This window comes from Paracoccus sp. TD-10 (assembly GCF_048270675.1).
GTDB classification, from domain to species: Bacteria; Pseudomonadota; Alphaproteobacteria; order Rhodobacterales; family Rhodobacteraceae; genus Paracoccus; species Paracoccus pantotrophus.
The window spans coordinates 1,575,077-1,599,234 of record NZ_CP182418.1 but is presented as its reverse complement, the minus strand read 5'-3'; the positions used below and the strand labels follow the sequence as shown (position 1 = coordinate 1,599,234).

Sequence of the window (24,158 nt, the reverse complement as noted above, 5' to 3'; positions counted from 1 at the left end):
AGAGGTTCCGGCACCGATTCTGGCACCAATTCTGGCACCGAATTGACGTTACGTCATGCCATGAGAAAGCCCCGGTCGCGGGTGCGCCGGGGCCTCGGTCGTCGTGGTGGATCAGACGGCTTTTTTCGCCTCTGCCATCAGTTCGCGAAGCAACATTTCTGCGACCTGTTCGGCCCGCAAGCCGCCTGCTTGGGTGGTCTTGGTCTTGCCGTCGATAGTGGCGACGGAAACAAGATTAGTATTCAGGTTGTGCTTGTAGATCGCTACCGGATCGCCATTGAAGGCAATAGCACCGCGTTCGACAGTTCCATGCTGGTTGCCGGCATTAGGACCAAACCAGAAAGTGAAGCCTTCAAAGGGGTTCTTGGTATCTGCGTTCGCCATTATGCGGCCTCCTTCTGTTCGATCACCGGCAGGACGTAGCGGGTAGAACCGTCATCCTTATCGAATACCCAGGCGGCATCATCCTTATCGCATACCAAGGGGACGGCATCCTTCACCCCGTGAAAGTCATAGCTTAGCCGCCGCAGCATACGGGCGGCATCTTCCAGAGCTTCTGCCATATTATCCATGGCCGACTCTGACGCTTCATGTAGTCCAACCTCTTCCAGAATGATTTCTGCGAAGGCGTAAGGGTTGGTAACGCCAACCTCGGGAAAGCACGTCACAAACCAGTCGCGCGGAGTGATCAACTCACCATCATCCTGCACCAGCGTTGACGTGGTAAGATTGAAGCGCATATCCCCGCTCGGCAGGCGATCCCGTTTCGCTTCGTCCTCGGCCAGCATTGCCTGATACCGTTTCCAGACCGCGCTGCCATAATCTGCCGTGGTGATGGGTGTGCGCAGGTCGTCCATCCGGTCGCCCGCCGTCTTTGCCTCTGCCGCCGCGATCTGGCGCTGTAGGGTCGCCACGGCAGCGGGCAGCGCCCTCATGGCAGCGCGGCGCTCGCCGCCTAGCGCCGTGACCAGTTCCGATTTGCCGAGGGTGGGGCGAAGATGCGCCGGGACTGAAACACGGGCATAGAATCGCCCGCCCTTGATCTTCAAATTCTTCACCTGCCCAGCCATCCGCAGACCTCATTCTGGCACCAACACCGGCACCAAAAGAGGCACTAACCCCAGCAAAGCAAAGGCTTTTTTAGATTTCAATAGGATAAAATGGTGCTGCGAGAGAGGATTGAACTCTCGACCTCTCCCTTACCAAGGGAGTGCTCTACCACTGAGCTACCGCAGCGCCGTGGACGGGGCTTTAGACCGACTGTGCCGGGGGTGCAAGAGGGAAGATCGGGAAAAATGCATTTCGCCGATCGTTGCCGATCGCTGTGCGGCCAGGGCGCCGCCGCTGGACGCAAGCCGGCAAGGACGCTAACAGAAAGCCATGACAAGGACACCCCGCGATCCCCAGGACGACACACGCGAAGCGCGGCTCAAGGCGGCGCTGCGGGCCAATCTTGCGCGACGCAAGGCGCAGGGGCGCGCTCGGGCCGGGACGGCGCAAGAAACCACGAACGAGCAGCACGGGTCGGAGATGCCGCCAAGCAGGCAAGTGCCCGGAAACGAGGAATAGATGGACCAGATCATTGTAAGGGGGAACGGGCCGCTCAAGGGCGAGATCCCGATCGCCGGGGCCAAGAACGCCTGCCTGGCGCTGATGCCGGCGACCCTGCTGACCGACCAGCCCTTGACGCTGACCAATGCGCCGCGGCTGTCGGACATCCGCACCATGACCGCGCTTTTGCAATCGCTTGGGGCCGAGGTCGCCAGTCTTCAGGACGGGCAGGTGCTGGCGCTGTCGAGCCACGACCTGACCAGCCACCGCGCCGATTACGACATCGTGCGCAAGATGCGCGCCTCGATCCTGGTGCTGGGGCCGATGCTGGCGCGGGACGGCCATGCCGAGGTCTCGCTGCCCGGCGGCTGCGCCATCGGGGCGCGGCCCGTGGACCTGCACCTGCGCGCGCTGGAGGCGATGGGGGCGGAGCTCGACCTGCGCGAGGGCTATGTCCATGCCAAGGCGCCTTCGGGCGGGCTCAGGGGCGCGGTGATCGACTTTCCGCTGGTCTCGGTCGGCGCGACCGAGAACGCGCTGATGGCGGCGACGCTGGCGCGGGGCACCACCGTCATCAACAATGCCGCGCGCGAGCCCGAGATCGTGGACCTGGCCGAATGCCTGCGTCGCATGGGCGCGCAGATCGAGGGCGAGGGAACCTCGACCATCACCGTCGAGGGCGTGCAGGCGCTGGGCGGCGCCACGCATCCGGTGGTGACGGACCGGATCGAGCTGGGCACCTACATGCTGGCCCCGGCGATCTGCGGCGGTGAGGTCGAATGCCTGGGCGGCCGCATCGATCTGGTCGCCGCCTTCTGCGAGAAGCTGGACGAGGCCGGCATCGAGGTGGTCGAGACGGCGCGCGGGCTGAAGGTCGCGCGCAAGAACGGCCGTATCCGCGCGGTCGACGTGGTGACAGAGCCCTTCCCCGGTTTCCCGACCGACCTGCAGGCGCAGATGATGGCGCTGCTTTGCACCGCCGAGGGCACCTCGGTGCTGGAGGAGAAGATCTTCGAGAACCGCTTCATGCATGCCCCGGAGCTTGCGCGCATGGGCGCCCGGATCGAGGTGCATGGCGGCCACGCCACCGTCCACGGCGTCGAAAAGCTGCGCGGCGCCCCGGTGATGGCGACCGACCTGCGCGCCTCGGTCAGCCTGATCCTCGCCGGGCTCGCCGCCGAGGGCGAGACCATCGTCAGCCGGGTTTATCACCTCGACCGCGGCTACGAGAAGGTGGTGCGCAAGCTGCGCGGCGTCGGCGCCGATATCGAACGCATCAAGGAGGTTCCCGCCGATGGCTGACGCCCGTTTCACCGATGCCGATCCCGCGCCGCTGGCGCTTATGGCCGGCGACGCCGACGACCTGACCGTGATCTCGACGCTGGTGCAGGACGCGATCCTGCCGGTGACCGAGATCGTCTATGATGGCCGACACCGGCAACTGGCGCTGCTCCTGAACCGTTTCCGCTGGGAGGATGCCGATCTCGCCCGCCGCGACGGCCGCCCCTATGAACGGGTGCGCGCGGTACTGCTGGTCTCGGACGTGCGGCGGGTGCAAAGCGACGGGATCGACCGCACGGACAAGGACCTGATCCTGGAACTTCTGACCCTGACATGGCAGGCGGGCGAGGACGGCACCGGCCTGCTGCTTCTGCAGTTTGCCGGCGACGGCACACTGGCTGTCGAAGCAGAGTGCCTGAATGTCGAACTGCGCGACGTGACGCGGCCTTATATCGCCCCCTCGCGCCGCGCGCCGCAGCATCCAGACAGTTGATCCGGCGAATCTTCCCGGTCCGGCACACTGCCGGTCGCCAGGTCGCATGGGTATTTGAGGAACGAAGAAGGCCACCTGACTTCTCTGTTCCCCAAATACCCGAATTCGGCCCTGCAACCGGCGCTGAACGGGCTGGTTCGGTGCTGCCATAGCCGCTTGAGCCCCCTGGCCCTTGCCGCTAACAAGGTCGGGTCATTGAAGGCCTGACCCATGCCCATCCATCTTTCGACCGCCCAGCCCGATTTCGCCGAACGCTTCGCCGCGCTTCTGTCCATGAAGCGCGAGGATGCGGCCGATGTGAACGATGCCGTGGCCGCGATCATTGCCGATGTGCGCGACCGGGGCGATGCGGCGCTGGTCGAGCTGACCGGGCGTTTCGACCGCCTGGCGCTGACGCCGGAGACGCTGGCCTTCTCGAAGGAGGAGATTGCCGCGCAGACGGCGCAGGTCTCGGCCGAGGATCGCGCCGCCCTGGCCATGGCTGCAAGCCGCATCCGTGCCTATCATGCCCGGCAGATGCCCGAGGATCTGAGCTGGACCGATCCCGAGGGCGCGACGCTCGGCTGGCGCTGGACGCCGGTCTCGGCCGCCGGGCTTTATGTGCCGGGCGGGCAGGCGAGCTATCCTTCCTCGGTGCTGATGAATGCCATTCCCGCGCGGGTGGCGGGGGTCGAGCGGCTGGTGGTCTGCGTGCCGACGCCCGGCGGCGCGGTGAACCCGCTGGTGCTGCTGGCGGCCGAGCTTGCCGGGGTGGACGAGATCTATCGCATCGGCGGCGCGCAGGCGATTGCCGCCATGGCCCACGGCACCGAGACCATCCGGCCGGTGGACAAGATCACCGGGCCGGGGAACGCCTATGTCGCGGCGGCCAAGCGGCAGGTCTTCGGCCGCGTCGGCATCGACATGATCGCCGGCCCCTCGGAGGTGCTGATCATCGCCCAGGGCGCGCAGAACCCGGAATGGCTGGCCTTGGACCTGCTCGCGCAGGCCGAGCATGACGCCGATGCCCAGTCGATCCTGGTCACGCCGGACGAATCCCTGGCCCGCGCCGTGGTGGCCGAGGTTGAGCGCATCCTGCCGACCCTGCCGCGCGCCGAGGTGGCGGGGGCGAGCTGGCGCGACTATGGCACGGTGATCGTGACGCGCGATCTCGACGAGGCGGCGGCATTGTCGGACCGGCTGGCGCCCGAGCATCTGGAGCTTTGCGTCGACGATCCCGAGGCGCTGGCGCAAAAGACCCGCCATGCCGGGGCGATCTTCCTGGGCGGCTGGACGCCCGAGGCGGTGGGCGATTACGTCAGCGGCCCCAACCACGTCCTGCCGACGGCGCGCTCGGCGCGGTTCTCGTCCGGCCTGTCGGTGATGGATTTCCTCAAGCGCAGCACCATCGCCCGGCTTTCACCCGAGGCGCTGGGGGCGATCGGCCCCGCGGCGGTGCGGTTGGCTGAATCCGAGGGGCTTTCGGCGCATGGCCGCTCGGTCTCGGCGCGGCTGGCGGTCCTGAACGGGGGGCAAGGATGAGTCAGTCCGCCAACAGGCTGTGCCGGATCGACATCGACGACAGCGCGCTGCCCCCTCCCACGCCCGAGATCGAACAGGACCGCCGCGTCGCGGTCTTCGACCTGCTCGAGGACAACAGCTTCACCCTGCCCGGCCGTGAGGGGCAGGCGGTTCCCGCCGGTCCCTATGCCCTGGCCCTGGCGGTGCGCGAGAAGCGGCTGGTCTTCGACATCGCGACCGAATCGGGCGACAAGGTGGCGGAGTTCCACCTGTCGCTGGGCCCGTTCCGGCAGACGGTCAAGGATTACTTCCAGATCTGCACCAGCTATTTCGATGCGGTCAAGCGCCTGCCTCCGGCGCAGATCGAGGCGATCGACATGGCCCGCCGCGGCATCCATAACGAAGGGGCCCGCACCTTGCAGGAGCGGCTGGAAGGCAAGGCCGAGGTCGACATAGACACCGCCCGGCGCCTGTTCACCCTGATCTGCGCGCTCGTTCCGGAGTGATTCGTGGCCGGACCGATTCCCCATTCGGTGCTGTTCTGCTGCGACCACAACGCCATCCGTTCCCCCATGGCCGAGGGGATGATGAAGAAATTCTACGGCCGCGCTGCCTATGTGCAATCGGCCGGTGTCAGGAACGACATGGAAATCGACGGCTTTGCCATCGCCGTCTGCAAGGAGATCGGGGTCGAGCTTTCCACCCATCGCGCGCGATCCTTCGAGGAAATGAAGGCCTGGGGGGACGATCTGACCAGTTTCGACCTGGTGATCGCGCTGTCCCCGGCCAGCCAGAGGCAGGCCCTTGAACTGACGAGGGTTTCTCATCTGGACGTGGAATATTGGCCGATCATGGACCCCAGCGGCCTGGCCGAGGGGCGAGAGGCGAAGCTGGCGCTTTACCGCGGCGTGCGCGACCAGATCCGCAAGCGGATGATCGAGCGGTTCGGCCCGCCGACCGAATGCTGAAGAAAACTGGCGCGTGCTAACGGAATCTTAGCCTATTGGCGCAATCCTGCCGGAAATCCTTTGCAGGAGTTATCCGGGATGACCCAAATCCAGCGGCTTCACCACGATCTCGAATGGGCGATGCGGGCGATGGGCTCGCATCGCGCGGTGCTGATCCTCGACCGGGCCGGCCATATCGTCGCGGTGAACCAAAGCTACCTGGGCATGTGCGGCTATCGGCGCGAGGAGTTGGTCGGTCGCCCCGTGGTGATGCTTCTGGACCCCGCGGACTGGGTGCCGGACCGGATCCGGCGCATGCTCGGGATGCCGGATGGGTGCGAGGCGCGGCTCCATGATCTGGTGCAGGTCGCCAAATCCGGCCGGCGCTTTCGGGTCGATGCCCGGATCTGTCCGATTCGGGACGACGGGGGCCGGGTCTGCCTGACGGTGCTGTTCCTGCGCGAGCCGGTGGAGGAGGCGGGGTCGCAGCGCCCGGCCCTGCCGCGTATCGCAGGCATGGGGCAGGTCATCCCGCTGCCGCGGCACCGGCCTGCCTGGCCGCGTGCGCGGCCAGGCCGATCCGGCTGGTCTGGCACCGACATGGCCCTGTGCGCCCCGGCGCGCCGCGACCATTGACGCCGGCCGGGCGCGGGGGACGAAACTGGCAGGAGGTCAGACGACGACCGCGGCGCCCTCGGTGGCGGGGCCGACATTGCGGCGGAAAGCGGCGAAAAGCTCGCGCCCTAGCCCCTCGGCGGAAGGCGAGGGGTCATGCGTGATCGCCGGCCGGTCCTCGAAGCCGGGGGCCAGGCAGGTCAGCGTGCCGGCCACCGCGTCGAGCCGGACGGGATCGCCGTCGCGCAGCCGCGCCAGCGGCCCGCCATCCGCCGCCTCGGGCGAGATATGGATCGCCGCGGGAACCTTGCCCGAGGCGCCGGACATGCGGCCGTCGGTGACCAGGGCCACCCGCAGCCCGCGGTCCTGCAGCACGGCCAGCGTCGGGGTCAGCGAGTGCAGTTCGGGCATGCCGTTGGCACGCGGGCCCTGGAAGCGGACGACGACCACCACGTCCTCGGTGAACTCGCCGCGCTTGAAGGCGGCCTTGACCTCTTCCTGGTCGGAAAACACGCGCGCCGGCGCCTCGATGACATGGCGCTCCGGCGCCACGGCCGAGACCTTGATGACGCCGCGGCCCAGGTTGCCCGACAGCTGCTTCAGCCCGCCGGTGGCGGCAAAGGGACTGGCGGCCGGGCGCAGGATCTTGTCGTTCAGCGTCTGGCGCGCGCCCTCGACCCATTCGATCCGGCCGTCCTTCAGTTTCGGTTCGCTGGCATAGGCGCCAAGCCCGCCGCCGGCGATGGTGCGCACGTCATCATGCAGCAGCCCCGCCTCCAGCAACTGGCCGATCATGAAGCCAAGGCCGCCCGCGGCGTGGAAATGGTTCACGTCGGCCAGGCCGTTGGGATAGACGCGGGCCATCAGCGGCACGGTTTCGGACAGGTCGTGGAAATCTTCGAGATCCAGGATCACCCCGGCCGCCCGCGCCATCGCCGGCAAGTGCAGCACCAGGTTGGTCGAGCCGCCGGTGGCCATCAGCCCGACGATGCCGTTCACGAAGGCGCACTCGTCCAGCACCTCGCCCGCCGGCAGGTAGTCGTTGCCCAGCCGGGTGATCGCGGCCACGCGCTGGACCGCGGCGCTGGTCAGCGCCTCGCGCAGCGGCGTGTTCGGATTGACGAAGCTGGAACCGGGCAGGTGCAGGCCCATGAACTCCATCAGCATCTGGTTGGTGTTCGCCGTGCCGTAGAAGGTGCAGGTGCCCGGCGCGTGATAGCTGGCCATCTCGGCCGCCATCAGCGCCTCGCGCCCGACCTCGCCGGTGGCGAATTGCTGGCGGACCTTGGATTTCTCGTCATTGGGCAGACCCGAGGGCATGGGCCCGGCCGGCACGAAGACCGCCGGGATATGGCCGAAGGTGGCGGCGGCGATGATCAGCCCCGGCACGATCTTGTCGCAGACGCCCAGGTAAAGCGCCGCATCGAAGACGTCATGCGTCAGCGCCACGCCCGAGGCCAGCGCGATCACGTCGCGCGAGAACAGCGACAATTCCATCCCCGGCCGGCCCTGCGTGACGCCGTCGCACATCGCCGGCACGCCGCCCGCGACCTGCGCCGTGGCGCCCGCCGCATGGGCGGCCTGGCGGATCAGGTCGGGATAACGCTCATAGGGCTGATGGGCCGAGAGCATGTCGTTATAGGCGGTGACGATGCCGATATTGGGCTTGCGGGTGGTGGCGAAATCCGCCTTGTCGGGCATGGCGGCATAGGCATGGGCCTGGTTGCCGCAGGACAGATGCGCGCGGCGCGGCCCCGCCTCGGCGGCGCGGGCGATCTTGGCCAGATAGGCGCTGCGGCTATGGATCGAACGCTCGCGGATGCGGTCGGTCACCCGGTCGATGGTGGCGTGCAGGGTCATGGCTCGCTTCTCCTTTGGCGCCAATGTAGCCTGTTAGCGGTAACATTGCAACCGGCCTGCTCTTGCCCGCGGGCGCTTGCCGTGGCAATCCTGCGCCGTTTTGCACGAGGCCGCCATGACCGCCGATCTGCCCATCATCCGATTGCGCCCGAAATCCAAGCCCCAGGCGATCCGCCACGGCTTTCCCTGGGTCTTTGCCGACGAACTGGTCACGGACCGGCGAACGCGCGCCATTCCGCCCGGCAGCTTTGCCGTGCTGGAAGATGCCGAGCGCCGGCCGCTGGGGCTGGTCACGGTGAACCCCGATTCGCGGATCATCGCCCGCGTCATGGACCCCGACCCGCAGGTGCGGATCAGCCGCGGCTGGATCGCCGCGCGGCTGCACCGGGCACTGGCGCTGCGCGAACGGCTGTTTGATGCGCCATTCTACCGGCTGGTCCATGCCGAGGCCGACGGGCTGCCCGGCACCATCATCGACCGTTTCGGCGATGCCGCGGTGATCCAGCCCAACGCCGCCTGGGCCGAGCGCATGGTCGAAGACATCGCCGCGGCGCTGCGCGAGGTTGCCGGCGTCTCGACCGTGATCCTGAACGGGCAGGGGCGCGCACGCGGGTTGGAGGGCCTGCCCGAGCGGACCGAGATTCTGTCGGGCGCCGTCGACGGCCCCGTCGAGGTGCCGATGAACGGCGCGATCTATCTGGCCGACCTGGTGCAGGGGCAAAAGACCGGGCTGTTCTATGACCAGCGCCCCAACCATGCCTTTGCGCAGCGGCTGGCGCAGGGCCAGCGCGTGCTGGACGTGTTCTCGCATGTCGGCGGCTTCGGCCTTGCCGCGCTGGCGGTGGGGGCGGCCCATGCCACCTGCATCGACGGCTCGGCCGCGGCGCTGGATCTGGCGCGGGGCGGCGCGCGCGCCATGGGCGCCGAGTCGCGGCTGGCCACCCGCCAGGGCGACGCCTTCGAGCAGATGGAGGCGCTGGCCGCCGAGGGTGCGCAGTTCGACCTAGTGATCTGTGATCCGCCGGCCTTCGCGCCCTCGAAACCGGCGCTGGAGGCGGGCCTGCGCGCCTATGAGCGGGTGGCGAAGCTGGCCGCGCCCCTGGTCGCACCGGGCGGCTATCTGGGCCTGTGTTCCTGCAGCCACGCCGCCGATCTGGCCGCATTCCGCAATGCCAGCGCCCGCGGCATCGGCCGGGGCGGGCGGCGGATGCAACTGCTGCATACCGGCCAGGCCGGCCCGGACCATCCGACGCTGCCCCAGTTGGCCGAGACCGGCTATCTCAAGGCGCTGTTCTTCCGGCTGGACGGATGAAGGCGGTCCTGGACGCCTGCGTGCTGTTCCCGACCGTGCTGCGGGAAATCCTGATCGACACGGCGGCGGCGGGGCTGTTCCAGCCGGCCTGGTCGCGCCGCATCCTGGACGAATGGCGCCACGTCGCCACCCGCCAAGGCGCCGAGGCCGGGGCCGAGATCGCGCTGCTGCAGGCGCGTTTTCCGCAGGCCCTGGTCGAGCCGGGGCAGGGGGGATTCGGCCTCGACCTGCCCGACCCGGCCGATCGGCATGTGGTGGAATGCGCGCTGGCCGCCGGGGCAGCGGCGATCGTCACCGCGAATCTGCGCGACTTTCCGCGCGGCGCGCTGGCATCGGTCGGGTTGCGGGCGATTCATCCCGACGAGTTCCTGCGCGACCTCTATCTGCGGGCGCCGGACCCCGTCCTGGCCGCGGTCCAGGCGACCGAGGCGCGCGCCCGCGCCGCCGGCGGCGACATGACCCGCAAGGAACTGATGCGCCGTGCCCGCCTGCCGCGCCTGGCCAAGGCCATCGCGCGTCTTGATACAACCCAGGCCGCGCCCTTCCCGTGGCCTGGCGCAACCCCGCGGGAACCGAACTGAAAGGGGACGGATTTGAAGGACTTGATGTTACCGCTAACATCAGCTAATCGGCAGATCAGCGATGAGGAGGCAGCGATGGTTTCACGCATCATTCCGGTTGAGGATTTCGACCTGGTGATCTTTGGTGCTACCGGCGACCTGGCCCGGCGCAAGATCGTGCCGGGCCTGTATCGCCGCTTCGTGGCCGGGCAGGTGCCGGCCAGCGCGCGCATCATCGGCGCGGCCCGCACCCGCCAGGACGACGAGGCCTTCCGCGCCGAGATGCGCGCAGCGATCGAGGAATTCATCGGCCCCGGCCAGGACCAGGCGCAGCTTTCGGCCTTTCTGGACATGCTGGGCTATGTCGCCATCGACGCGCGCGGCACCGATGGCTGGGCCGAACTCAAGGCGCGGGTGCGGCCGGGGGTGGTGCATGCGTTCTATTTCTCGGTGGCGCCGGCGCTGTTCGGCGACATTGCCGAACGCCTGGCCGGCAACGGCATCGCGGATGCGGACAGCCGCATCGTGGTCGAAAAGCCTTTCGGCCGCGACCTTGCCACCGCGCGCGCGCTGAATGCGACGCTGGCCCGACATTTCGACGAGAACCAGATCTATCGGATCGACCATTACCTGGGCAAGGAAACCGTCCAGAACCTGATGGCGGTGCGCTTCGCCAATATCCTGTTCGAACCCTTGTGGAACGCGCAATATGTGGACCATGTCCAGATCACCGTGGCCGAGACGGTGGGCGTGGGCGGGCGCGGCGAATATTACGACCATTCCGGCGCCATGCGGGACATGGTGCAGAATCACCTGATGCAGCTTCTGTGCCTGATCGCCATGGAGCCGCCCTATCATTTCGACCCCGATGCGGTGCGCGACGAAAAGCTCAAGGTGATCCGTGCGCTGGAACCGCTCGCGGCCGAGGACATCGTGCGCGGCCAGTACATGGCCGGCCCCGATGGTCCCGGTTATCTGGAGGATGCCGAGAATCCGCTCTCGCGCACCGAAAGCTTCGTGGCGCTGAAGGTGCGGATCGCCAACTGGCGCTGGACCGGCACGCCCTTCTACCTGCGCACCGGCAAGCGGCTGCGCGCCCGCACCAGCGAGATCGTCGTGACCTTCAAGGAGCCGCCGCATTCGATCTTCGACGACGGCGGCACGCACAAGGCCAACCAGCTTGTCATCAAGCTGCAACCGAACGAGGGCATGCACCTGACCGTGATGATCAAGGAGCCGGGGCCGGGCGGCATGCGCCTGGTGCAGGTGCCGCTGGACATGAGCTTTGCCGATGCGCTGGGGGCCGAAGGCTCGGACATGCCCGACGCCTATGAGCGGCTGATCATGGACGTGATCCGCGGCAACCAGACCCTGTTCATGCGCGGCGACGAGGTCGAGGCCGCCTGGGCCTGGACGGACCCGATCATCGCCGCCTGGGAATCCGGCTCGAAGCGGCCCGAGCCCTATGACCCCGGCTCAAGCGGCCCGGAAGAGGCGTTGCGCCTGCTGCATCGCGACAACCGCCGCTGGAGGGAGATCCGGCCATGACGCTCGAGTTCATCGAATATCCCGACCGCGAGATGCTGTTTCTGTCGCTGGCCGACCGGCTGGCGGGGCAGCTGTCGCAGCACCTGCGGGTGGATGACGGCGCCAGCCTCTGCGTGCCGGGCGGCACCACCCCGGCACCACTTTACGACTATCTTTCGGGCAGCGAGATCGACTGGCCGCGCGTCACCGTGCTGCTCAACGACGAACGCTGGGTGGATGGCGAGCATGTCCGCTCGAACGGCCGGCTGCTGCGCCGCCACCTGCTCAAGGACAAGGCGGCTACGGCGCATTACATCGACCTCTATACCGGCGACGAGCGCCCCGAGGATGCGGTGCCGGCGCTTGCCGAGACCATCGCCCCGCATCTGCCGCTGACCGTGCTGCTCTTGGGCATGGGCACCGACATGCATACGGCAAGCCTGTTTCCCTCGGCTTCCGAGACCGTGCTGGCGCTGGCCTCCGACGCGCCCACCGTCATGGCAATCAACAGCGTGAAGGACGAGCCGCGGATCACCCTGACCGCCTCGGCGCTGAAGGGCGCGATCAACACCCATCTGCTGATCGCCGGCGCCGACAAGCGCGAGGCGTTCGAGCGCGCGCAGGGCCTCGACCCGACCGAGGCGCCGATCCGCGCCTTCCTGGGCGACATCACCGTGCATTGGGCAGAGTGAGATGACCGATATCTGGACCAGACTGACCGACCACCGCAAATCCCAGGGCGCGCTGCGGATCGAGGCGCTGTTTGACGCCGATCCGGCCCGCGCCGCCGCCTTTTCGACCAGCGCCGAAGGGCTGGTGCTGGACTGGTCCAAGACCAGCATCGACGCGCGCGCCCGCGACCTGCTGCTGGACCTCGCCGCGCCGGTTCCGGAACGCCGCGAGGCCATGTTCACCGGCCAGCGCATCAACGAGACCGAGGATCGCGCCGTGCTGCACACCGCGCTGCGCAATCTCGACGCCAGCGTCACGGTGGACGGCCGCGACGTGATGCCCGAGCTGCGCCGCACGCATCAGCGGATGCGCGATTTCGCCGCCGCCGTCCGCGACGGCAGCTTCCAGGGGCAGGGTGGCCGCATCACCGATGTCGTCAATATCGGCATCGGCGGTTCGGACCTCGGCCCGGCCATGGCCACGCGGGCGCTTTCGCCCTGGCATGACGGGCCGCGGGTGCATTTCGTCTCCAACGTGGACGGGGCGGACATTGCCGATACGCTGAAGGGGCTCGACCCGGCGACCACGCTGGTCATCGTCGCTTCCAAGACCTTCACCACCATCGAGACCATGACCAATGCCCGTACGGCGCTGGACTGGATGGCGAAGACCGTGGCGCAGCCGGCGGCGCAATTCGCTGCGCTGTCCTCGGCCACCGACCGCACCGCCGAATGGGGGATCGAGCCGTCCCGCGTCTTCGGCTTCGAGGATTGGGTCGGCGGGCGCTATTCCATGTGGGGCCCCATCGGCCTGTCGCTGATGATCGCCATCGGGCCCGAGAACTTCGACCGCTTCCTGGCCGGCGCCGCGGCCATGGACCGGCATTTCCGCCAGGCGCCGCTGGCGGAAAACCTGCCGGTAATCCTGGCGCTGGTCGGCATCTGGCACCACCAGGTCTGCGGCTACGGCACCCGTGCCGTGCTGCCCTATGACAACCGCCTCGGCCGCCTGCCGGCCTATCTGCAGCAGCTGGAAATGGAATCGAACGGCAAGCGCGTCGCCATGGACGGCAGCGACCTGACCCAGCCCTCGGGGCCGGTGGTCTGGGGCGAGCCGGGCACCAACGGCCAGCATGCCTTCTACCAGCTGATCCACCAGGGCACGGCGGTGGTGCCCTGCGAATTCATCGTCGCCGCCCGCGGCCACGAGCCAGAACTGGCGCATCATCACCTGCTGCTGGTCGCCAACTGCCTGGCGCAATCCGAGGCGCTGATGCGCGGCCGTTCGCTGGACGAGGCGCTGGACCTCATGCGTGCCAAGGGCCTGACCGGCGCGGAACTGGAGCGCCAGGCCCGCCACCGGGTCTTTCCCGGCAACCGCCCCTCGACCACGCTGCTGATCCCGGAACTCGCCCCCTACACTCTGGGCCAGATCGTCGCGCTCTACGAGCATCGCGTCTTTGCCGAAGGGGTGATCCTGGGCATCAACAGCTTCGATCAATGGGGCGTGGAACTCGGCAAGGAACTGGCGCTGAAGCTGGCGCCGCTGCTTGAGGGCAAGCCCGCCTCCGGCCACGACCCCTCGACCGAGCGTCTCGCGGGGCTGGTCCGCGACGCGCGCGGCTGAACGCTTCTCTGTTCCCCAAATACCCCAGGGACGGCGCCACCCGCGCCGCCCCCGCCGATTTGCTCCGGTCTCGACGCATTCCGGGATTGACCCGCGGCGCATCCCGATTAGCCTGCGGCTTGCAGAGACAGGAAGGAAAGCCATGGATCTTCTGGCCAGGGCGACGGCCGCCATCGGCGGCGCGATGGTGCTGATGCGGCGCATGGGCGCGCCGCGAATGGCGGCGTTCGGGCCAAGCCCCGCTATCCCCGAGGCGAAGAAACAGGGCATCATGACGCTGAAGATGCCCACCGCGCGGGGCTGGGCGCCGGACCAGCGGCCCGAGGCCGCGCCGGGCCTGCGCGTGGATGCCTTCGCCCGCGAATTGCGCCATCCGCGCTGGATCGAGGTGCTGCCCAATGGCGATGTGCTGGTGGCCGAGGCCCTGCAAGAGGCAAGCCCGCCGAAATCGCTGCTCGACCGCGCCGCCCAGGCCACCATGCGCCGCGCCCGCGCCCTGGGCACCAGCGCCAACCGCATCACGCTGCTGCGCGACGGCGACGGCGATGGCGTGGCCGAGACGCGCCAGGTTTTCCTCGAGGGCCAGCGCCAGCCCTTCGGCATGGCCCTGGTCGGCGATACCTTCTATGTCGGCAATACCGACGGCATCGTCGCCTTTCCCTATGCGCCCGGCGCGACGCGGCTCGACGGGCCGGGGCGCCGGCTGGTCGATTTCAAGCCGGGCGGGCATTGGACGCGCAGCCTGATCGTCTCGCCCGACCGCAAGCGGCTCTATTGTGGTGTCGGCTCGCTGACCAATATCGCCGACGAGGGCATGGAGGCCGAAGAGGGCCGGGCCGCGATCTGGGAACTGGACCTGGAGACCGGCCGCGCCCGCATCTTCGCCTCGGGCCTGCGCAACCCGGTCGGCCTGGCCTGGGAGCCCGCGACCGGTGCGCTCTGGACCGTGGTGAACGAACGCGACGGGCTGGGCGACGAGACGCCGCCCGATTACCTGACCTCGGTGCAGGAGGGCGGGTTCTACGGCTGGCCCTATTGCTATTGGGGGCGGATCATCGACGACCGGGTGCCGCAGGATCCGGCCGAGGTCGCCCGCGCCATCACCCCCGATTACGCCTTGGGCGGCCATACCGCCTCGCTCGGCCTGTGCTGGATGCCCGAGGGCACGCTGCCGGGCTTCCCGGACGGCATGGCGATCGGCCAGCACGGCTCGTGGAACCGCTCGACCCTGTCGGGTTACAGGCTGATCTTCGTGCCCTTCCGGGACGGCCGGCCTGCCGGCCCACCGCGCGACATCCTGTCGGGCTTTCTCTCCGAGGACGAGAAATATTCCTATGGCCGGCCGGTGGGCGTGGCCATCGGCCCGGACGGCAGGTCGCTTCTGATGGCCGATGACGTGGGCGACGTGATCTGGCGGGTCAGCGCCGCCTGATCCGCGGCCGGTCCTAGAACCACTGGCCGGGCTCCATCAGCCCCAGGTCCATCAGCTGCTGCGAGTTCCAGCGGAAGGGATGCGAATTGCGCCAGCGGAAGCCGCGGATCTGCCCGCGCGAGCCGGGATTGCGGGCCAGCGCCTTGGCCACCCGGAAGGACGCAACCGCCGCGGTCAGGTTATTGTGCCAGGGGCAGGCATAGGTGTTGTATTCCTCGACGTTGAAGCGCAGGTCCGGCAAGAGCCGCAACCCCGGCTGGCTGCGAAACAGCGCGATGCGGTCGATGCGGCGGCGGTCGGCGGGCAGGTGCTCCTCGAATCGCCAGCGCAGCCCGCCGTGGAAATCCAGTTGCCGTTCCTTGTGGCGCCCCTCGCGATCCATGCGGCCAAGCGCGTAATAGCCGGTGCGGTCGAACATCGCCTCGTCCAGGCTGACCGCATCGGGGAAACGCTCCAGGTCCGGGGCATAGAGATCGATGACATAGGTCAGCATCGCCCGCCGGCGTTCCTCGGCGTGAAAGGCCAGCATCTCGCCCACGCTGCGGCTTTCCGAGAAGGGATAGAACAGGAACTCGGCATTATAGCCGTAGTAAAGCCAGGTATCGGCGGGCGCCGCCGCGATCACCGCATTGACCGCTTCGACCGCCGCCTGGCCGCGGCGCGCATCGTGGCGCAGGTTGAGGATCCGTTCCGCGCCTTCCCTGGGCAGGACATGGGCGGGCAGCGGCTCGGGCGACAGCGCCAGGATCAGCCGGAACCCGGCGGCTAGGTGATGCGCCAGCGTCCTTTGCACCGCTGCCTGGTCCTCGATCAGCAAAAGCGCGACCGGCCCCTTGTCCAGCCGGCCGCGCGGCGCCGTCAGGAAATCCTCCAGGCTGGGAAAGCTCATGGCAGGGCAGCCTTGATCTGCGCCAGCACCTGCGCCAGCGCCGCCGGGTCCAGCGTCGTCCGCTCCAGCTGGGCCAGGAGTTCGGCCTTGTGCTCGGGCGTCAGCGCCGAGCCCTCGATCATGGCGCGCACCTTGGCGGCATCGAAGCCCTGCGGGGTCAGGGCGGCGTCGATCTGGACCGCTTCGCCCGCCGCCGCGCCGGCTTCGCGCGTGGCGCTGGCGGCCTCGCGTGCGGCGGTGCTGGCGGCGATGGCGGCGGCCTCGGCCTGTTCGGGGGTGGCATTGGCTCGGGCCGCGGCGTCGGCGGCGCGGTCGGCGGCGGCTATGGCCGCCTCGGCCGCCGCTTCGGCCTGGTCCGCGGCCGTACCTGCCGCGCCGACCGCCGCCTGTCCGGCCGAGGCCGAGGCTTCGGCCGCCGCATCCGCCGCGACGGCTGCCGCATCGGCCGCGGCATCGGCTGCGGCATTGGCGCCTTGCTGGGCGGCGGTCGGGGCGGCGGCGGGGGGCTCGGCCGGTGGAGGCGGCGCATTGCCAGCCAGCCGGGCCAGCGGATCGCCGCCGCTCCCCAGCCACAACCCGCCGAACGCAAGGGCAAGAATCACGATCACGGCCAGGAATTTCTGCATCGGTTTCTCCGTCAGGGCTGCGGCGGGTCGGCTCTTCTATGCCATGCTGCGGCAAGCGGGGAAAGCGTTCCGGCGACAGCAGCACGGCAGCGGCGCCGGCCACCATGGGAAAGCGCGCAGAACACCGGCCAAACCTTGGCGCGCGCAACCGAATCCGGTTGAAAATCCGCCTGCGCAGGACTATTTAACCGCCCGGAACCCCCGGCAATACAAGGAAGACAGCCATAGCCCGCAGACCGCATAACGCTCCGCCCACCCGTGACACCGGCCCCCGCGTCAACGAGCGCATCCGAGTCGCCGAAATCCGCCTGATCGGTCCCGAAGGCGAAAATATCGGCGTCGTGACACCCGCCCGCGGTCTGGAGCTTGCACAGGAAGCCGGGCTGGATCTTGTCGAGATCTCGCCGAATGCCACGCCCCCGGTCTGCAAGATCATGGACCTGGGCAAGTTCAAGTATGAACAGCAAAAGCGCGAGGCCGAGGCCCGCAAGAAGCAGAAGATCATCGAGATCAAGGAGATCAAGTTCCGTCCCGGAACCGATACCCATGATTACGACGTCAAGATGCGCTCGGTCATGAAGTTCCTGGCCGAGGGCGACAAGGTCAAGATCACCCTGCGCTTCCGCGGCCGCGAGATGGCCCACCAGCAGCTTGGGGTCGAGCTTCTGAACCGCGTCGCCGCCGATGTCGGCGAGGCGGGCAAGGTCGAATCCATGCCCAAGCTGGAAGGGCGCCAGATGGTCATGATGATCTCGCCGAAATAAGGGGCTTTGGGAATGGCGGCCGAGGTGACGATTCTGGTTCTGCGCGAACCGGGCGCCGATCCGGCGCTGCCGCTGCCCGAATACCAGACCCGCGGCTCGGCCGGCGCCGACCTGCGGGCCGAGCTGGGCGGGGGCGAGCTGCTGCTCGAACCCGGCCAGATCCGCCTGGTGCCCACCGGGCTGCGCGTGCAGATCCCCGAGGGCTACGAGATGCAGATCCGCCCCCGCTCCAGCCTGGCGCTGAAGCATGGGGTGACGCTGCCCAACACGCCTGGCACCATCGACAGCGACTATCGCGGGCCGCTGGGGGTGATCATGATCAACCTGGGCCCGCAGCCCTATGCGATCCGTCACGGCGAGCGCATCGCCCAGGCGGTGATCGCCCCCGTGACCCGCGCCGCCTATGTCATGGCCGAGGCGCTGGAGCAGACCGCGCGCGGCGAGGGCGGCTTCGGCTCGACCGGGCGGGGCTGAGCCCGTGCTGATCCTTTTCCTCATGCTTGCCGTGCTGGTCGCGGCGCGCCTGCTTGGCTGGCCGGAATGGCGCGGCTGGGCGGGGGTCGCTGCGCTGTGGCTGGCCGCCATTGCCGCGCTGGCCCTGGCGCCTGGCAGCACTGTTGCGCGGCTGGTCGGCGGCGATCCTCGGGTCTGGGGGCTGGCCGGCGGCGTGGTGGCGCTGGGACTGGGCTATCGTCTGCTGCTGCGGCAGTTGCATCGCCGCGCCGTCCCGCTGCCCGATCCGCCCGCGCCCGTGCGGTCCGGCCCGCTTTCGGACCCCGAGCTTGACCGCTATGCCCGCCATATCGTGCTGCGCGAGCTGGGCGGGCCGGGACAGGCGGCGCTGCGTCGCGCCCGCGTGCTGGTGGTGGGCGCCGGTGGGCTGGGGGCGCCGATCTGCCTTTATCTGGCGGCGGCCGGTGTCGGGCGCATCACCGTCGCCGACGACGATCAGGTCGGCCTGTCGAACCTGCAGCGCCAGGTGATCTTTCGCAGCGCCGATGACGGCCGCCCCAAGGCCGAGGCCGCGCGCGATGCCATGCTGGCGCTGAACCCGCATGTCGAGGTCACGGCGCTGAACCGCCGCATCGGGGCCGAGGATGCCGCCCTGGTCGCCGAACATGACCTGGTGCTGGACGGCACCGACAGTTTCGCCGCGCGCCGCGCAGTGAACGCGGCCTGCGCCGCCGCCGGCGTGCCGCTGGTCGCCGGCGCCATCGCGCAATGGGAAGGGCAGGTGACGATCTGGGATCCGGCCCGCGGTGCGCCCTGCATGGCCTGCATCTTTCCCGAGGCTCCGGCACCGGGCCTTGCCCCCGCCTGCGCCGAAGCCGGCGTCGTCGGTCCCCTGCCCGGCGTCGTGGGCAGCCTGATGGCGCTGGAGGCGATCAAGCTGATCGCGCGGGCGGGCGAGCCCCTGCGCGGCCGCATGCTGATCTTTGACGGGCTTTACGGCGAGAACCGGCTGATGAAGATATCGCGACGCGCCGATTGCACTGTCTGCGGCTCTGGACATTTCCGCGCAGGCTGAAACACTCGCCCCCGGAAAAGGAGGCTCGCATGAACCCCGAACTGACGCATTGGACCGGCCCCCTGGGCCTGCCGCGTTTCGACCTGATCCGCGACGAGGATTTCGACCCGGCCTTCGACGCCTGCCTGAAATTGGCCGAGGAGGCTGTCGAGACCATCGCCGCCAATCCCGCGCCGCCGGACTTTGCCAATACCGTCGCCGCGCTGGAGACGGCCGAGGAGCCGCTGAACCGGCTCTGCGCCATCTTCTTCACCCTGACTGGCGTCGATTCCAACCCGGCGCGCGAGGATCTGCAGCGCCGCATCGCCCCGCGCCTGGCCGCGCATGGCAGCAAGGTCAGCATGGACCCGAGGCTGTTCGACCGGGTCGAGGCGGTGATGCAGGATGCGGGCGGGCTTGCGCCCGAGGACTGCCGCCTGACCGAGCTGACCCTGCGCGGGCTGCGCCGGGCGGGCGCGGGCCTGACCGGCGCGGCGCGCGAGCGCATGGCGGCGATCCGCGAGCGGCTGGCGGTGCTGTCGACCGATTTCGCCCAGAACGTGCTGACGGACGAGCGCGACTTTGCCATGGGTGTCGCCGACGACCAGCTGTCCGGCCTGCCGGATTGGCTGGTCCGCGCCATGCGGGCGGCAGCGCGCGAACGCGGGATGCCGGGGCAGGTGGTGACGCTGAACCGCTCGCTGATCGTGCCCTTCCTGGAATATTGCGAAGACCGCGCCCTGCGCGAGGCGGCCTGGCGGGCCTGGTGCGCGCGCGGCTCGGGGCAGGGCGCGGGCGGGGCCGCGACCGACAACCGCCCCATCGCCGCCGAGATCCTGCAATTGCGCCACGAGCGCGCCCGGCTGCTGGGCTATGAGGATTTCGCCAGCTACAAGCTGGAGCCCGAGATGGCCCGCAATGCCGGGAATGTCGAGGCGCTGCTGACCCAGGTCTGGGCTGCGGCCAAGACCAGGGCCGAGGCCGATGCCGAGCGCCTGACCGCGATGCTGCGCGAGGACGGGGTGAACGGCGTGCTGGAACCCTGGGACTGGCGCTTCTATGCCGAGCGCCGGCGCAAGGCCGAACACGATCTCGACGAGGCCGAGGTCAAGCCCTATCTGACGCTGGAGGCGATGCTGGGCGCAGTCTTCGACACCGCGCAGCGCCTGTTCGGGATCGAGATGCGCGCGTTCACGGCGCCGCTCTGGTCGCCCGATGCCCGCGCCTGGGAGGTGACGCGGGACGGCCGGCGCATGGCGGTCTTCGTCGGCGATTACTTCGCCCGGCCCGGCAAGCGGTCGGGGGCCTGGTGTTCGTCGCTGCAACAGCAGCACAAGATCGGCGCGGGGCAGCGGCCGATCGTCACCAATGTCTGCAACTTCACCCCGCCCGAGGCCGCGGGCGCGCCGGCTTATCTGTCCTGGGACGATGCCCATACGCTGTTCCACGAATTCGGCCATGCGCTGCACCATATCCTGTCGGACGTGTCCTGGCCCTCGATCTCGGGTACCTCGGTGGCGCGGGATTTCGTCGAGCTGCCCAGCCAGCTTTTCGAGCATTGGCTGGAACAGCCCGAGGTGCTGGACCGCCATGCCCGCCATGCCGAGACCGGGGCGCCACTGCCCGCGGCGCTGCGCGACCGCATCCTGGCGGCCGGCAATGCCGACCAGGGCTTTGCCACCACCGAATATCTGGAAAGCGCGCTGGTGGACCTGGCCTTTCACCGCGGCGCGCCGCCCGCCGACCCGATGGCGCGGCAGGCCGAGGTGCTGGCGGAACTGGGCGCGCCGGCCGCTATCCCGATGCGCCATGCCACGCCGCATTTCGCGCATGTGTTTTCCGGCGACGGCTATTCCTCGGGCTATTACAGCTACATGTGGTCCGAGGTGATGGATGCCGACGCTTTCGCGGCCTTCATGGAAAAGGGCGATCCCTTCGACGCCGAAACCGCGTGCCGGCTGGAGCAATGGATTCTTTCCAAGGGTGATTCCCGGCCGGCCGACGAGCTGTGGCTGAAGTTCCGCGGCCGTACCCCCGGCGTCGAGGCATTGCTGAAGGGACGCGGGCTTTTGTCCGAGGCCGGCTGACCGCGGCTTGCGCAGGATGCGTTTCGCCGGACAAGGGCTTGCGCGAATCCGCCGCCGGGCGGCGATCCGGCGGCCGTGGCGGCCGATGTCACAACTGCAAGGCAATATGACCTGGAGGCTGATCGCCGCCAGGTCGGCATCAACCCGTCCATTCCGGCAGGAAAGGCGCCAATTTCTTGATGGCCCGGCTGCACCGGCCTATCCTTCCCGTGCAGTTTCTGGAATGTAGGCGGTAATCTGTCCGGGAGGATGGCATGCAGGTTTTCAAGGCAGCCTCGATGAAAAGCGTCGATGAAGTGCCGATCGACAAGATGGGACTTCAGCATTACTTCGCCAATTACGAAAAATATATCGGCCCCCTGCGTATGCAGCCGCTGCGATTGCTGGAATTGGGAATAGCGCGGGGCGATTCGCTGAGATATTGGGAATCCTGGCTGCCGAACGCCGAAATCACCGGGCTGGACATCAATCCCTGCTCGGCGCGCTTCGAAAGCGGGCGGGTGCGCTGCTATGTCGGCGAACAACAGGACAAGGCGCTTCTGGACCGGATCGCGGCGGAACGGGCGCCGCAAGGTTTCGACGTCATCATCGACGATGCCTCGCATGTCGGGCAATTGTCCCGCATCAGCTTCTGGCATCTTTTCGAACACCACCTCAAGCCGGGCGGATATTACTTTATCGAGGATTGGGGCACCGGTTATTGGCGGCAATATCCCGACGGCAAATCCTATCGTCCCCGGCCGCCCCGGCTTTCCCCGCATGAACGGCTGCTCGACAGGTTGCATCGGTCGCGGCCGGTGCAGGCGGTTTATCCGCTGGGCAAGCTGACCGGCTGGATGCGCTGGCACCTGGTGCGCCGGCGGTTCCACGGCCATGACCGCGGCATGGTCGGCTTCGTCAAGGAACTGATCGACGAATGCGGGGCCGAGGACATGACCCATCCCGATTTCGGCACCGGCACGCCACGCGCCTCGCGCTTTGCCTGGATGCGCGTCTCGCTGGGCCATGTGGTGATCCGCAAGGCCGGCTGACCTGCCGGCACGGGTTTCAGTCGCGGATCTCGTCGGGATCGACGCCCCAGATCGTGGTCTTGGGCACCCAGCCCTTTTCGCCGCCGCCCGAGACCCGGCACCAGTCGGGATTGCATTCATGCAGCCGGACGATGGCGCCGGCCTCGGCCCGCGCCACCACCTCGGCGCGCGGCTCGGGGCGGGCCTGCAGGTCCAGCATGTCCTTGGTCACGATGGCGGTGCGCACGCCCGACAGCAGGGAATAATGCACCCAGCCGCCGGCGCCGTCCTGGTCTTCGACCCGGCGCCAATGACCGAACTCGGCCACCACGCGCAGGGGCATGCCGGCATGGCGGAACACCCAGTCGATGCGATGCGACAGGCTGGGACCGCGCCGCGCATTGCCCTCGCTGCCCTTGAGGCTGACATAGCGCGGCAGCGGCAGGTTGGTGACAGAGCCGCGATTCGGGTCGCGCCGGCCGTCCTGGTGGCGGCTGATCGTCGCATCGGCCGAGAGGCCGGGGATCTGCTTGGCATCCAGCGTCTCGCCCGGATCGGTGGCTTGCGCCAGCGCCGCCGATCCCAAGCACGCCCCCGTCGCCAGTATCGCGGCGCCAAGCCAGACCTGTCCTTGCTTCATCTGCCCGTCCTGCTTTTTCGGGGTCTTGTGCCTGCCCCGCATCGCGGGCACTTTGCCAAAAGCCGCCCGGCTTTGGAAGAGAGGAGCGACCATGCCCGCCGTTCATGCGACCGATCCGACCCGCTCGCGCCTTAAAGTTACCGTGACCCGGCGCCTGCCGGAGGCGGTCGAGACCCGGATGTCCGAGCTTTTCGACGTGTCGCTGAACACCGACGACCGCAAGATGAGTCGCGATGAACTGGTCGCCGCCATGCGCGTCTCGGACGTTCTGGTGCCGACGATCACCGACCAGATCGACGCCACCATGCTGGCCCAGGCCGGGGACAGGCTGAAGCTGATCGCCAATTACGGTGCGGGCGTGGACCATATCGACGTGCATTCCGCCCGCCAGCGCGGCATCCTGGTCAGCAACACGCCGGGCGTCGTGACCGAGGATACCGCGGACGTGGTCATGGCGCTGATCCTGGGCGTCACCCGCCGCCTGCCCGAGGGCATGGCCGAGATGCAGGCCGGCCGCTGGCATGGCTGGTCGCCGACCGCGCATCTGGGCGGGCGGCTGGGCGGGCGGCGCCTTGGCATCCTGGGCATGGGCCGCATCGGCCAGGCGGTGGCGCGGCGGGCGAATGTCTTCGGCATGCAGGTGCATTACCATAACCGCCGCCGCCTGCGCCCGGAGGTCGAGGCCGAATTGCAGGCGACCTATTGGGAAAGCCTGGACCAGATGCTGGCGCGCATGGACATCGTTTCGGTGAATGCGCCGCATACGCCCTCGACCTTCCACCTGCTGAACGCGCGGCGGCTGAAGCTGATGAAGCCCTCGGCCGTGGTCATCAACACCTCGCGCGGCGAGGTGATCGACGAGAACGCGCTGACCCGGATGCTGCGCGCGGGCGAGATCGCCGGCGCCGGCCTTGACGTTTTCGAGCATGGGCACGAGATCAACCCGCGGCTGCGCGAGCTGCCCAATGTCGTGCTGCTGCCGCATATGGGCTCGGCCACCATCGAGGGGCGGATCGAGATGGGCGAGAAAGTCATCATCAACATCAAGACCTTTGCCGATGGCCACCGGCCGCCGGACCTGGTGGTGCCCTCGATGCTGTGACGATGCGCCCCGGTTTTCCGGGGCGTTTGCTTTCCCGGACCGCCCGGATGCGCCATGTCGTTTTTTGCCAAGAACATGTCGCCGGGAATGCGGGCCCGGCGCGCGGTTCGGGCTCTAATCGCCACAGGTAGCCCATGCGCGGAATAAGGAGTCGCTT

General features: G+C 68.4%; 25 protein-coding genes and 1 tRNA gene. 19 read left to right on the top strand and 7 right to left on the bottom strand.

From position 1 onward, the window contains the following. Positions 1 to 111: 111 nt before the first annotated feature. From ACNKFW_RS07900 to ACNKFW_RS07890, 3 genes are all read right to left on the bottom strand, one after another. Positions 112 to 384, bottom strand: coding sequence for a hypothetical protein (locus tag ACNKFW_RS07900; RefSeq protein WP_028710120.1), 273 nt, complete (start codon positions 382 to 384; stop codon positions 112 to 114). Continuing rightward, complete coding sequence (locus tag ACNKFW_RS07895; protein WP_147428101.1) at positions 384 to 1,070, bottom strand: DUF6538 domain-containing protein; 687 nt, start codon at positions 1,068 to 1,070, stop codon at positions 384 to 386. The genes ACNKFW_RS07900 and ACNKFW_RS07895 overlap by 1 nt, the downstream gene beginning before the upstream one ends. Positions 1,071 to 1,161: 91 nt before the next feature. Next, positions 1,162 to 1,236: transfer RNA gene (locus ACNKFW_RS07890), tRNA-Thr, on the bottom strand. A 144-nt stretch (positions 1,237 to 1,380) separates the two neighbouring features. Between ACNKFW_RS07890 and ACNKFW_RS07885 the strand changes: the two genes are divergently transcribed. The 7 genes from ACNKFW_RS07885 (at position 1,381) to ACNKFW_RS07855 (ending at position 6,408) form a co-directional block, all read left to right on the top strand. Continuing rightward, complete coding sequence (locus ACNKFW_RS07885; protein ID WP_074990784.1) at positions 1,381 to 1,569, top strand: hypothetical protein; 189 nt, start codon at positions 1,381 to 1,383, stop codon at positions 1,567 to 1,569. Beyond that, the gene (gene murA, locus ACNKFW_RS07880; RefSeq protein ID WP_024845535.1) at positions 1,570 to 2,853 is read left to right on the top strand and encodes a UDP-N-acetylglucosamine 1-carboxyvinyltransferase; all 1,284 of its coding nucleotides are present in this window, start codon (positions 1,570 to 1,572) and stop codon (positions 2,851 to 2,853) included. After that, complete coding sequence (locus ACNKFW_RS07875; RefSeq protein WP_024845536.1) at positions 2,846 to 3,325, top strand: DUF2948 family protein; 480 nt, start codon at positions 2,846 to 2,848, stop codon at positions 3,323 to 3,325. The genes murA and ACNKFW_RS07875 overlap by 8 nt, the downstream gene beginning before the upstream one ends. A 210-nt stretch (positions 3,326 to 3,535) precedes the next feature. Beyond that, a complete protein-coding gene (hisD, locus tag ACNKFW_RS07870; protein ID WP_024845537.1) occupies positions 3,536 to 4,846 on the top strand; it encodes a histidinol dehydrogenase in 1,311 nt (436 codons plus the stop codon). Then, entirely contained in the window at positions 4,843 to 5,331 is a 489-nt protein-coding gene (locus ACNKFW_RS07865; protein WP_024845538.1) for a UPF0262 family protein, read from the top strand. Before hisD ends, ACNKFW_RS07865 begins: the two co-directional genes overlap by 4 nt. Before the next feature lie 66 nt (positions 5,332 to 5,397). Further along, a complete protein-coding gene (locus tag ACNKFW_RS07860; protein ID WP_231486904.1) occupies positions 5,398 to 5,793 on the top strand; it encodes a low molecular weight phosphatase family protein in 396 nt (131 codons plus the stop codon). A gap of 78 nt (positions 5,794 to 5,871) precedes the next feature. Then, entirely contained in the window at positions 5,872 to 6,408 is a 537-nt protein-coding gene (locus tag ACNKFW_RS07855; RefSeq protein WP_147428100.1) for a PAS domain-containing protein, read from the top strand. A gap of 36 nt (positions 6,409 to 6,444) precedes the next feature. Here ACNKFW_RS07855 and edd read toward each other — a convergent pair whose 3' ends face one another. Further along, positions 6,445 to 8,247, bottom strand: coding sequence for a phosphogluconate dehydratase (gene edd / locus ACNKFW_RS07850; protein ID WP_024845541.1), 1,803 nt, complete (start codon positions 8,245 to 8,247; stop codon positions 6,445 to 6,447). 115 nt (positions 8,248 to 8,362) lie between these two features. Between edd and ACNKFW_RS07845 the strand changes: the two genes are divergently transcribed. The 6 genes from ACNKFW_RS07845 to ACNKFW_RS07820 all read left to right on the top strand — a co-directional run bounded on the left by ACNKFW_RS07845 (position 8,363) and on the right by ACNKFW_RS07820 (position 15,376). Next, complete coding sequence (locus ACNKFW_RS07845; protein WP_147428099.1) at positions 8,363 to 9,559, top strand: RSP_2647 family RNA methyltransferase; 1,197 nt, start codon at positions 8,363 to 8,365, stop codon at positions 9,557 to 9,559. After that, complete coding sequence (locus tag ACNKFW_RS07840) at positions 9,556 to 10,140, top strand: RSP_2648 family PIN domain-containing protein (protein ID WP_028710123.1); 585 nt, start codon at positions 9,556 to 9,558, stop codon at positions 10,138 to 10,140. Before ACNKFW_RS07845 ends, ACNKFW_RS07840 begins: the two co-directional genes overlap by 4 nt. A gap of 75 nt (positions 10,141 to 10,215) precedes the next feature. Further along, a complete protein-coding gene (gene zwf / locus ACNKFW_RS07835) occupies positions 10,216 to 11,667 on the top strand; it encodes a glucose-6-phosphate dehydrogenase (protein WP_024845544.1) in 1,452 nt (483 codons plus the stop codon). Continuing rightward, positions 11,664 to 12,338: a 6-phosphogluconolactonase gene (pgl, locus tag ACNKFW_RS07830; RefSeq protein ID WP_147428098.1), complete on the top strand. Its 675-nt coding sequence runs from the start codon at positions 11,664 to 11,666 to the stop codon at positions 12,336 to 12,338. The genes zwf and pgl overlap by 4 nt, the downstream gene beginning before the upstream one ends. A gap of 1 nt (position 12,339) precedes the next feature. Next, positions 12,340 to 13,944 (top strand): glucose-6-phosphate isomerase, encoded by a 1,605-nt coding sequence (gene pgi, locus ACNKFW_RS07825; RefSeq protein ID WP_147428097.1) that lies wholly within the window; start codon positions 12,340 to 12,342, stop codon positions 13,942 to 13,944. Between the two features lie 142 nt (positions 13,945 to 14,086). Beyond that, on the top strand, positions 14,087 to 15,376 hold the full coding sequence (locus ACNKFW_RS07820; RefSeq protein ID WP_024845547.1) for a PQQ-dependent sugar dehydrogenase: 1,290 nt from the start codon (positions 14,087 to 14,089) through the stop codon (positions 15,374 to 15,376). Between the two features lie 13 nt (positions 15,377 to 15,389). On the opposite strand, the gene ACNKFW_RS07815 is transcribed toward ACNKFW_RS07820, so the two are convergent. Together ACNKFW_RS07815 and ACNKFW_RS07810 are read right to left on the bottom strand one after the other, a co-directional pair. Next, positions 15,390 to 16,265, bottom strand: a complete 876-nt coding sequence (locus ACNKFW_RS07815) for a glycosyltransferase family 2 protein (protein ID WP_024845548.1) — start codon at positions 16,263 to 16,265, stop codon at positions 15,390 to 15,392. Then, complete coding sequence (locus tag ACNKFW_RS07810; protein WP_167521767.1) at positions 16,262 to 16,891, bottom strand: hypothetical protein; 630 nt, start codon at positions 16,889 to 16,891, stop codon at positions 16,262 to 16,264. The genes ACNKFW_RS07815 and ACNKFW_RS07810 overlap by 4 nt, the downstream gene beginning before the upstream one ends. Positions 16,892 to 17,115: 224 nt before the next feature. On the opposite strand from ACNKFW_RS07810, the gene infC reads away from it, so the two are divergent. The 5 genes from infC to ACNKFW_RS07785 all read left to right on the top strand — a co-directional run bounded on the left by infC (position 17,116) and on the right by ACNKFW_RS07785 (position 22,280). Next, positions 17,116 to 17,655 carry a translation initiation factor IF-3 gene (infC, locus tag ACNKFW_RS07805; RefSeq protein ID WP_036748168.1) on the top strand — a complete coding sequence of 180 codons (540 nt, stop codon included), beginning with the start codon at positions 17,116 to 17,118 and terminating at the stop codon, positions 17,653 to 17,655. A 12-nt stretch (positions 17,656 to 17,667) separates the two neighbouring features. Then, positions 17,668 to 18,129: a dUTP diphosphatase gene (dut, locus tag ACNKFW_RS07800; RefSeq protein WP_024845551.1), complete on the top strand. Its 462-nt coding sequence runs from the start codon at positions 17,668 to 17,670 to the stop codon at positions 18,127 to 18,129. A 22-nt stretch (positions 18,130 to 18,151) separates the two neighbouring features. Next, complete coding sequence (locus ACNKFW_RS07795) at positions 18,152 to 19,183, top strand: HesA/MoeB/ThiF family protein (RefSeq protein ID WP_147428327.1); 1,032 nt, start codon at positions 18,152 to 18,154, stop codon at positions 19,181 to 19,183. Positions 19,184 to 19,212: 29 nt separating this feature from the next. Further along, positions 19,213 to 21,249 carry a M3 family metallopeptidase gene (locus ACNKFW_RS07790; RefSeq protein ID WP_024845553.1) on the top strand — a complete coding sequence of 679 codons (2,037 nt, stop codon included), beginning with the start codon at positions 19,213 to 19,215 and terminating at the stop codon, positions 21,247 to 21,249. A 254-nt stretch (positions 21,250 to 21,503) separates the two neighbouring features. Beyond that, the gene (locus ACNKFW_RS07785) at positions 21,504 to 22,280 is read left to right on the top strand and encodes a class I SAM-dependent methyltransferase (protein WP_147428096.1); all 777 of its coding nucleotides are present in this window, start codon (positions 21,504 to 21,506) and stop codon (positions 22,278 to 22,280) included. Between the two features lie 16 nt (positions 22,281 to 22,296). Here ACNKFW_RS07785 and ACNKFW_RS07780 read toward each other — a convergent pair whose 3' ends face one another. Beyond that, on the bottom strand, positions 22,297 to 22,899 hold the full coding sequence (locus tag ACNKFW_RS07780) for an SH3 domain-containing protein (protein WP_024845555.1): 603 nt from the start codon (positions 22,897 to 22,899) through the stop codon (positions 22,297 to 22,299). Between the two features lie 91 nt (positions 22,900 to 22,990). Here ACNKFW_RS07780 and ACNKFW_RS07775 point away from each other — a divergent pair, with 91 nt between their 5' ends. Then, positions 22,991 to 24,001, top strand: a complete 1,011-nt coding sequence (locus tag ACNKFW_RS07775) for a 2-hydroxyacid dehydrogenase (RefSeq protein WP_024845556.1) — start codon at positions 22,991 to 22,993, stop codon at positions 23,999 to 24,001. Positions 24,002 to 24,158 lie beyond the last annotated feature (157 nt).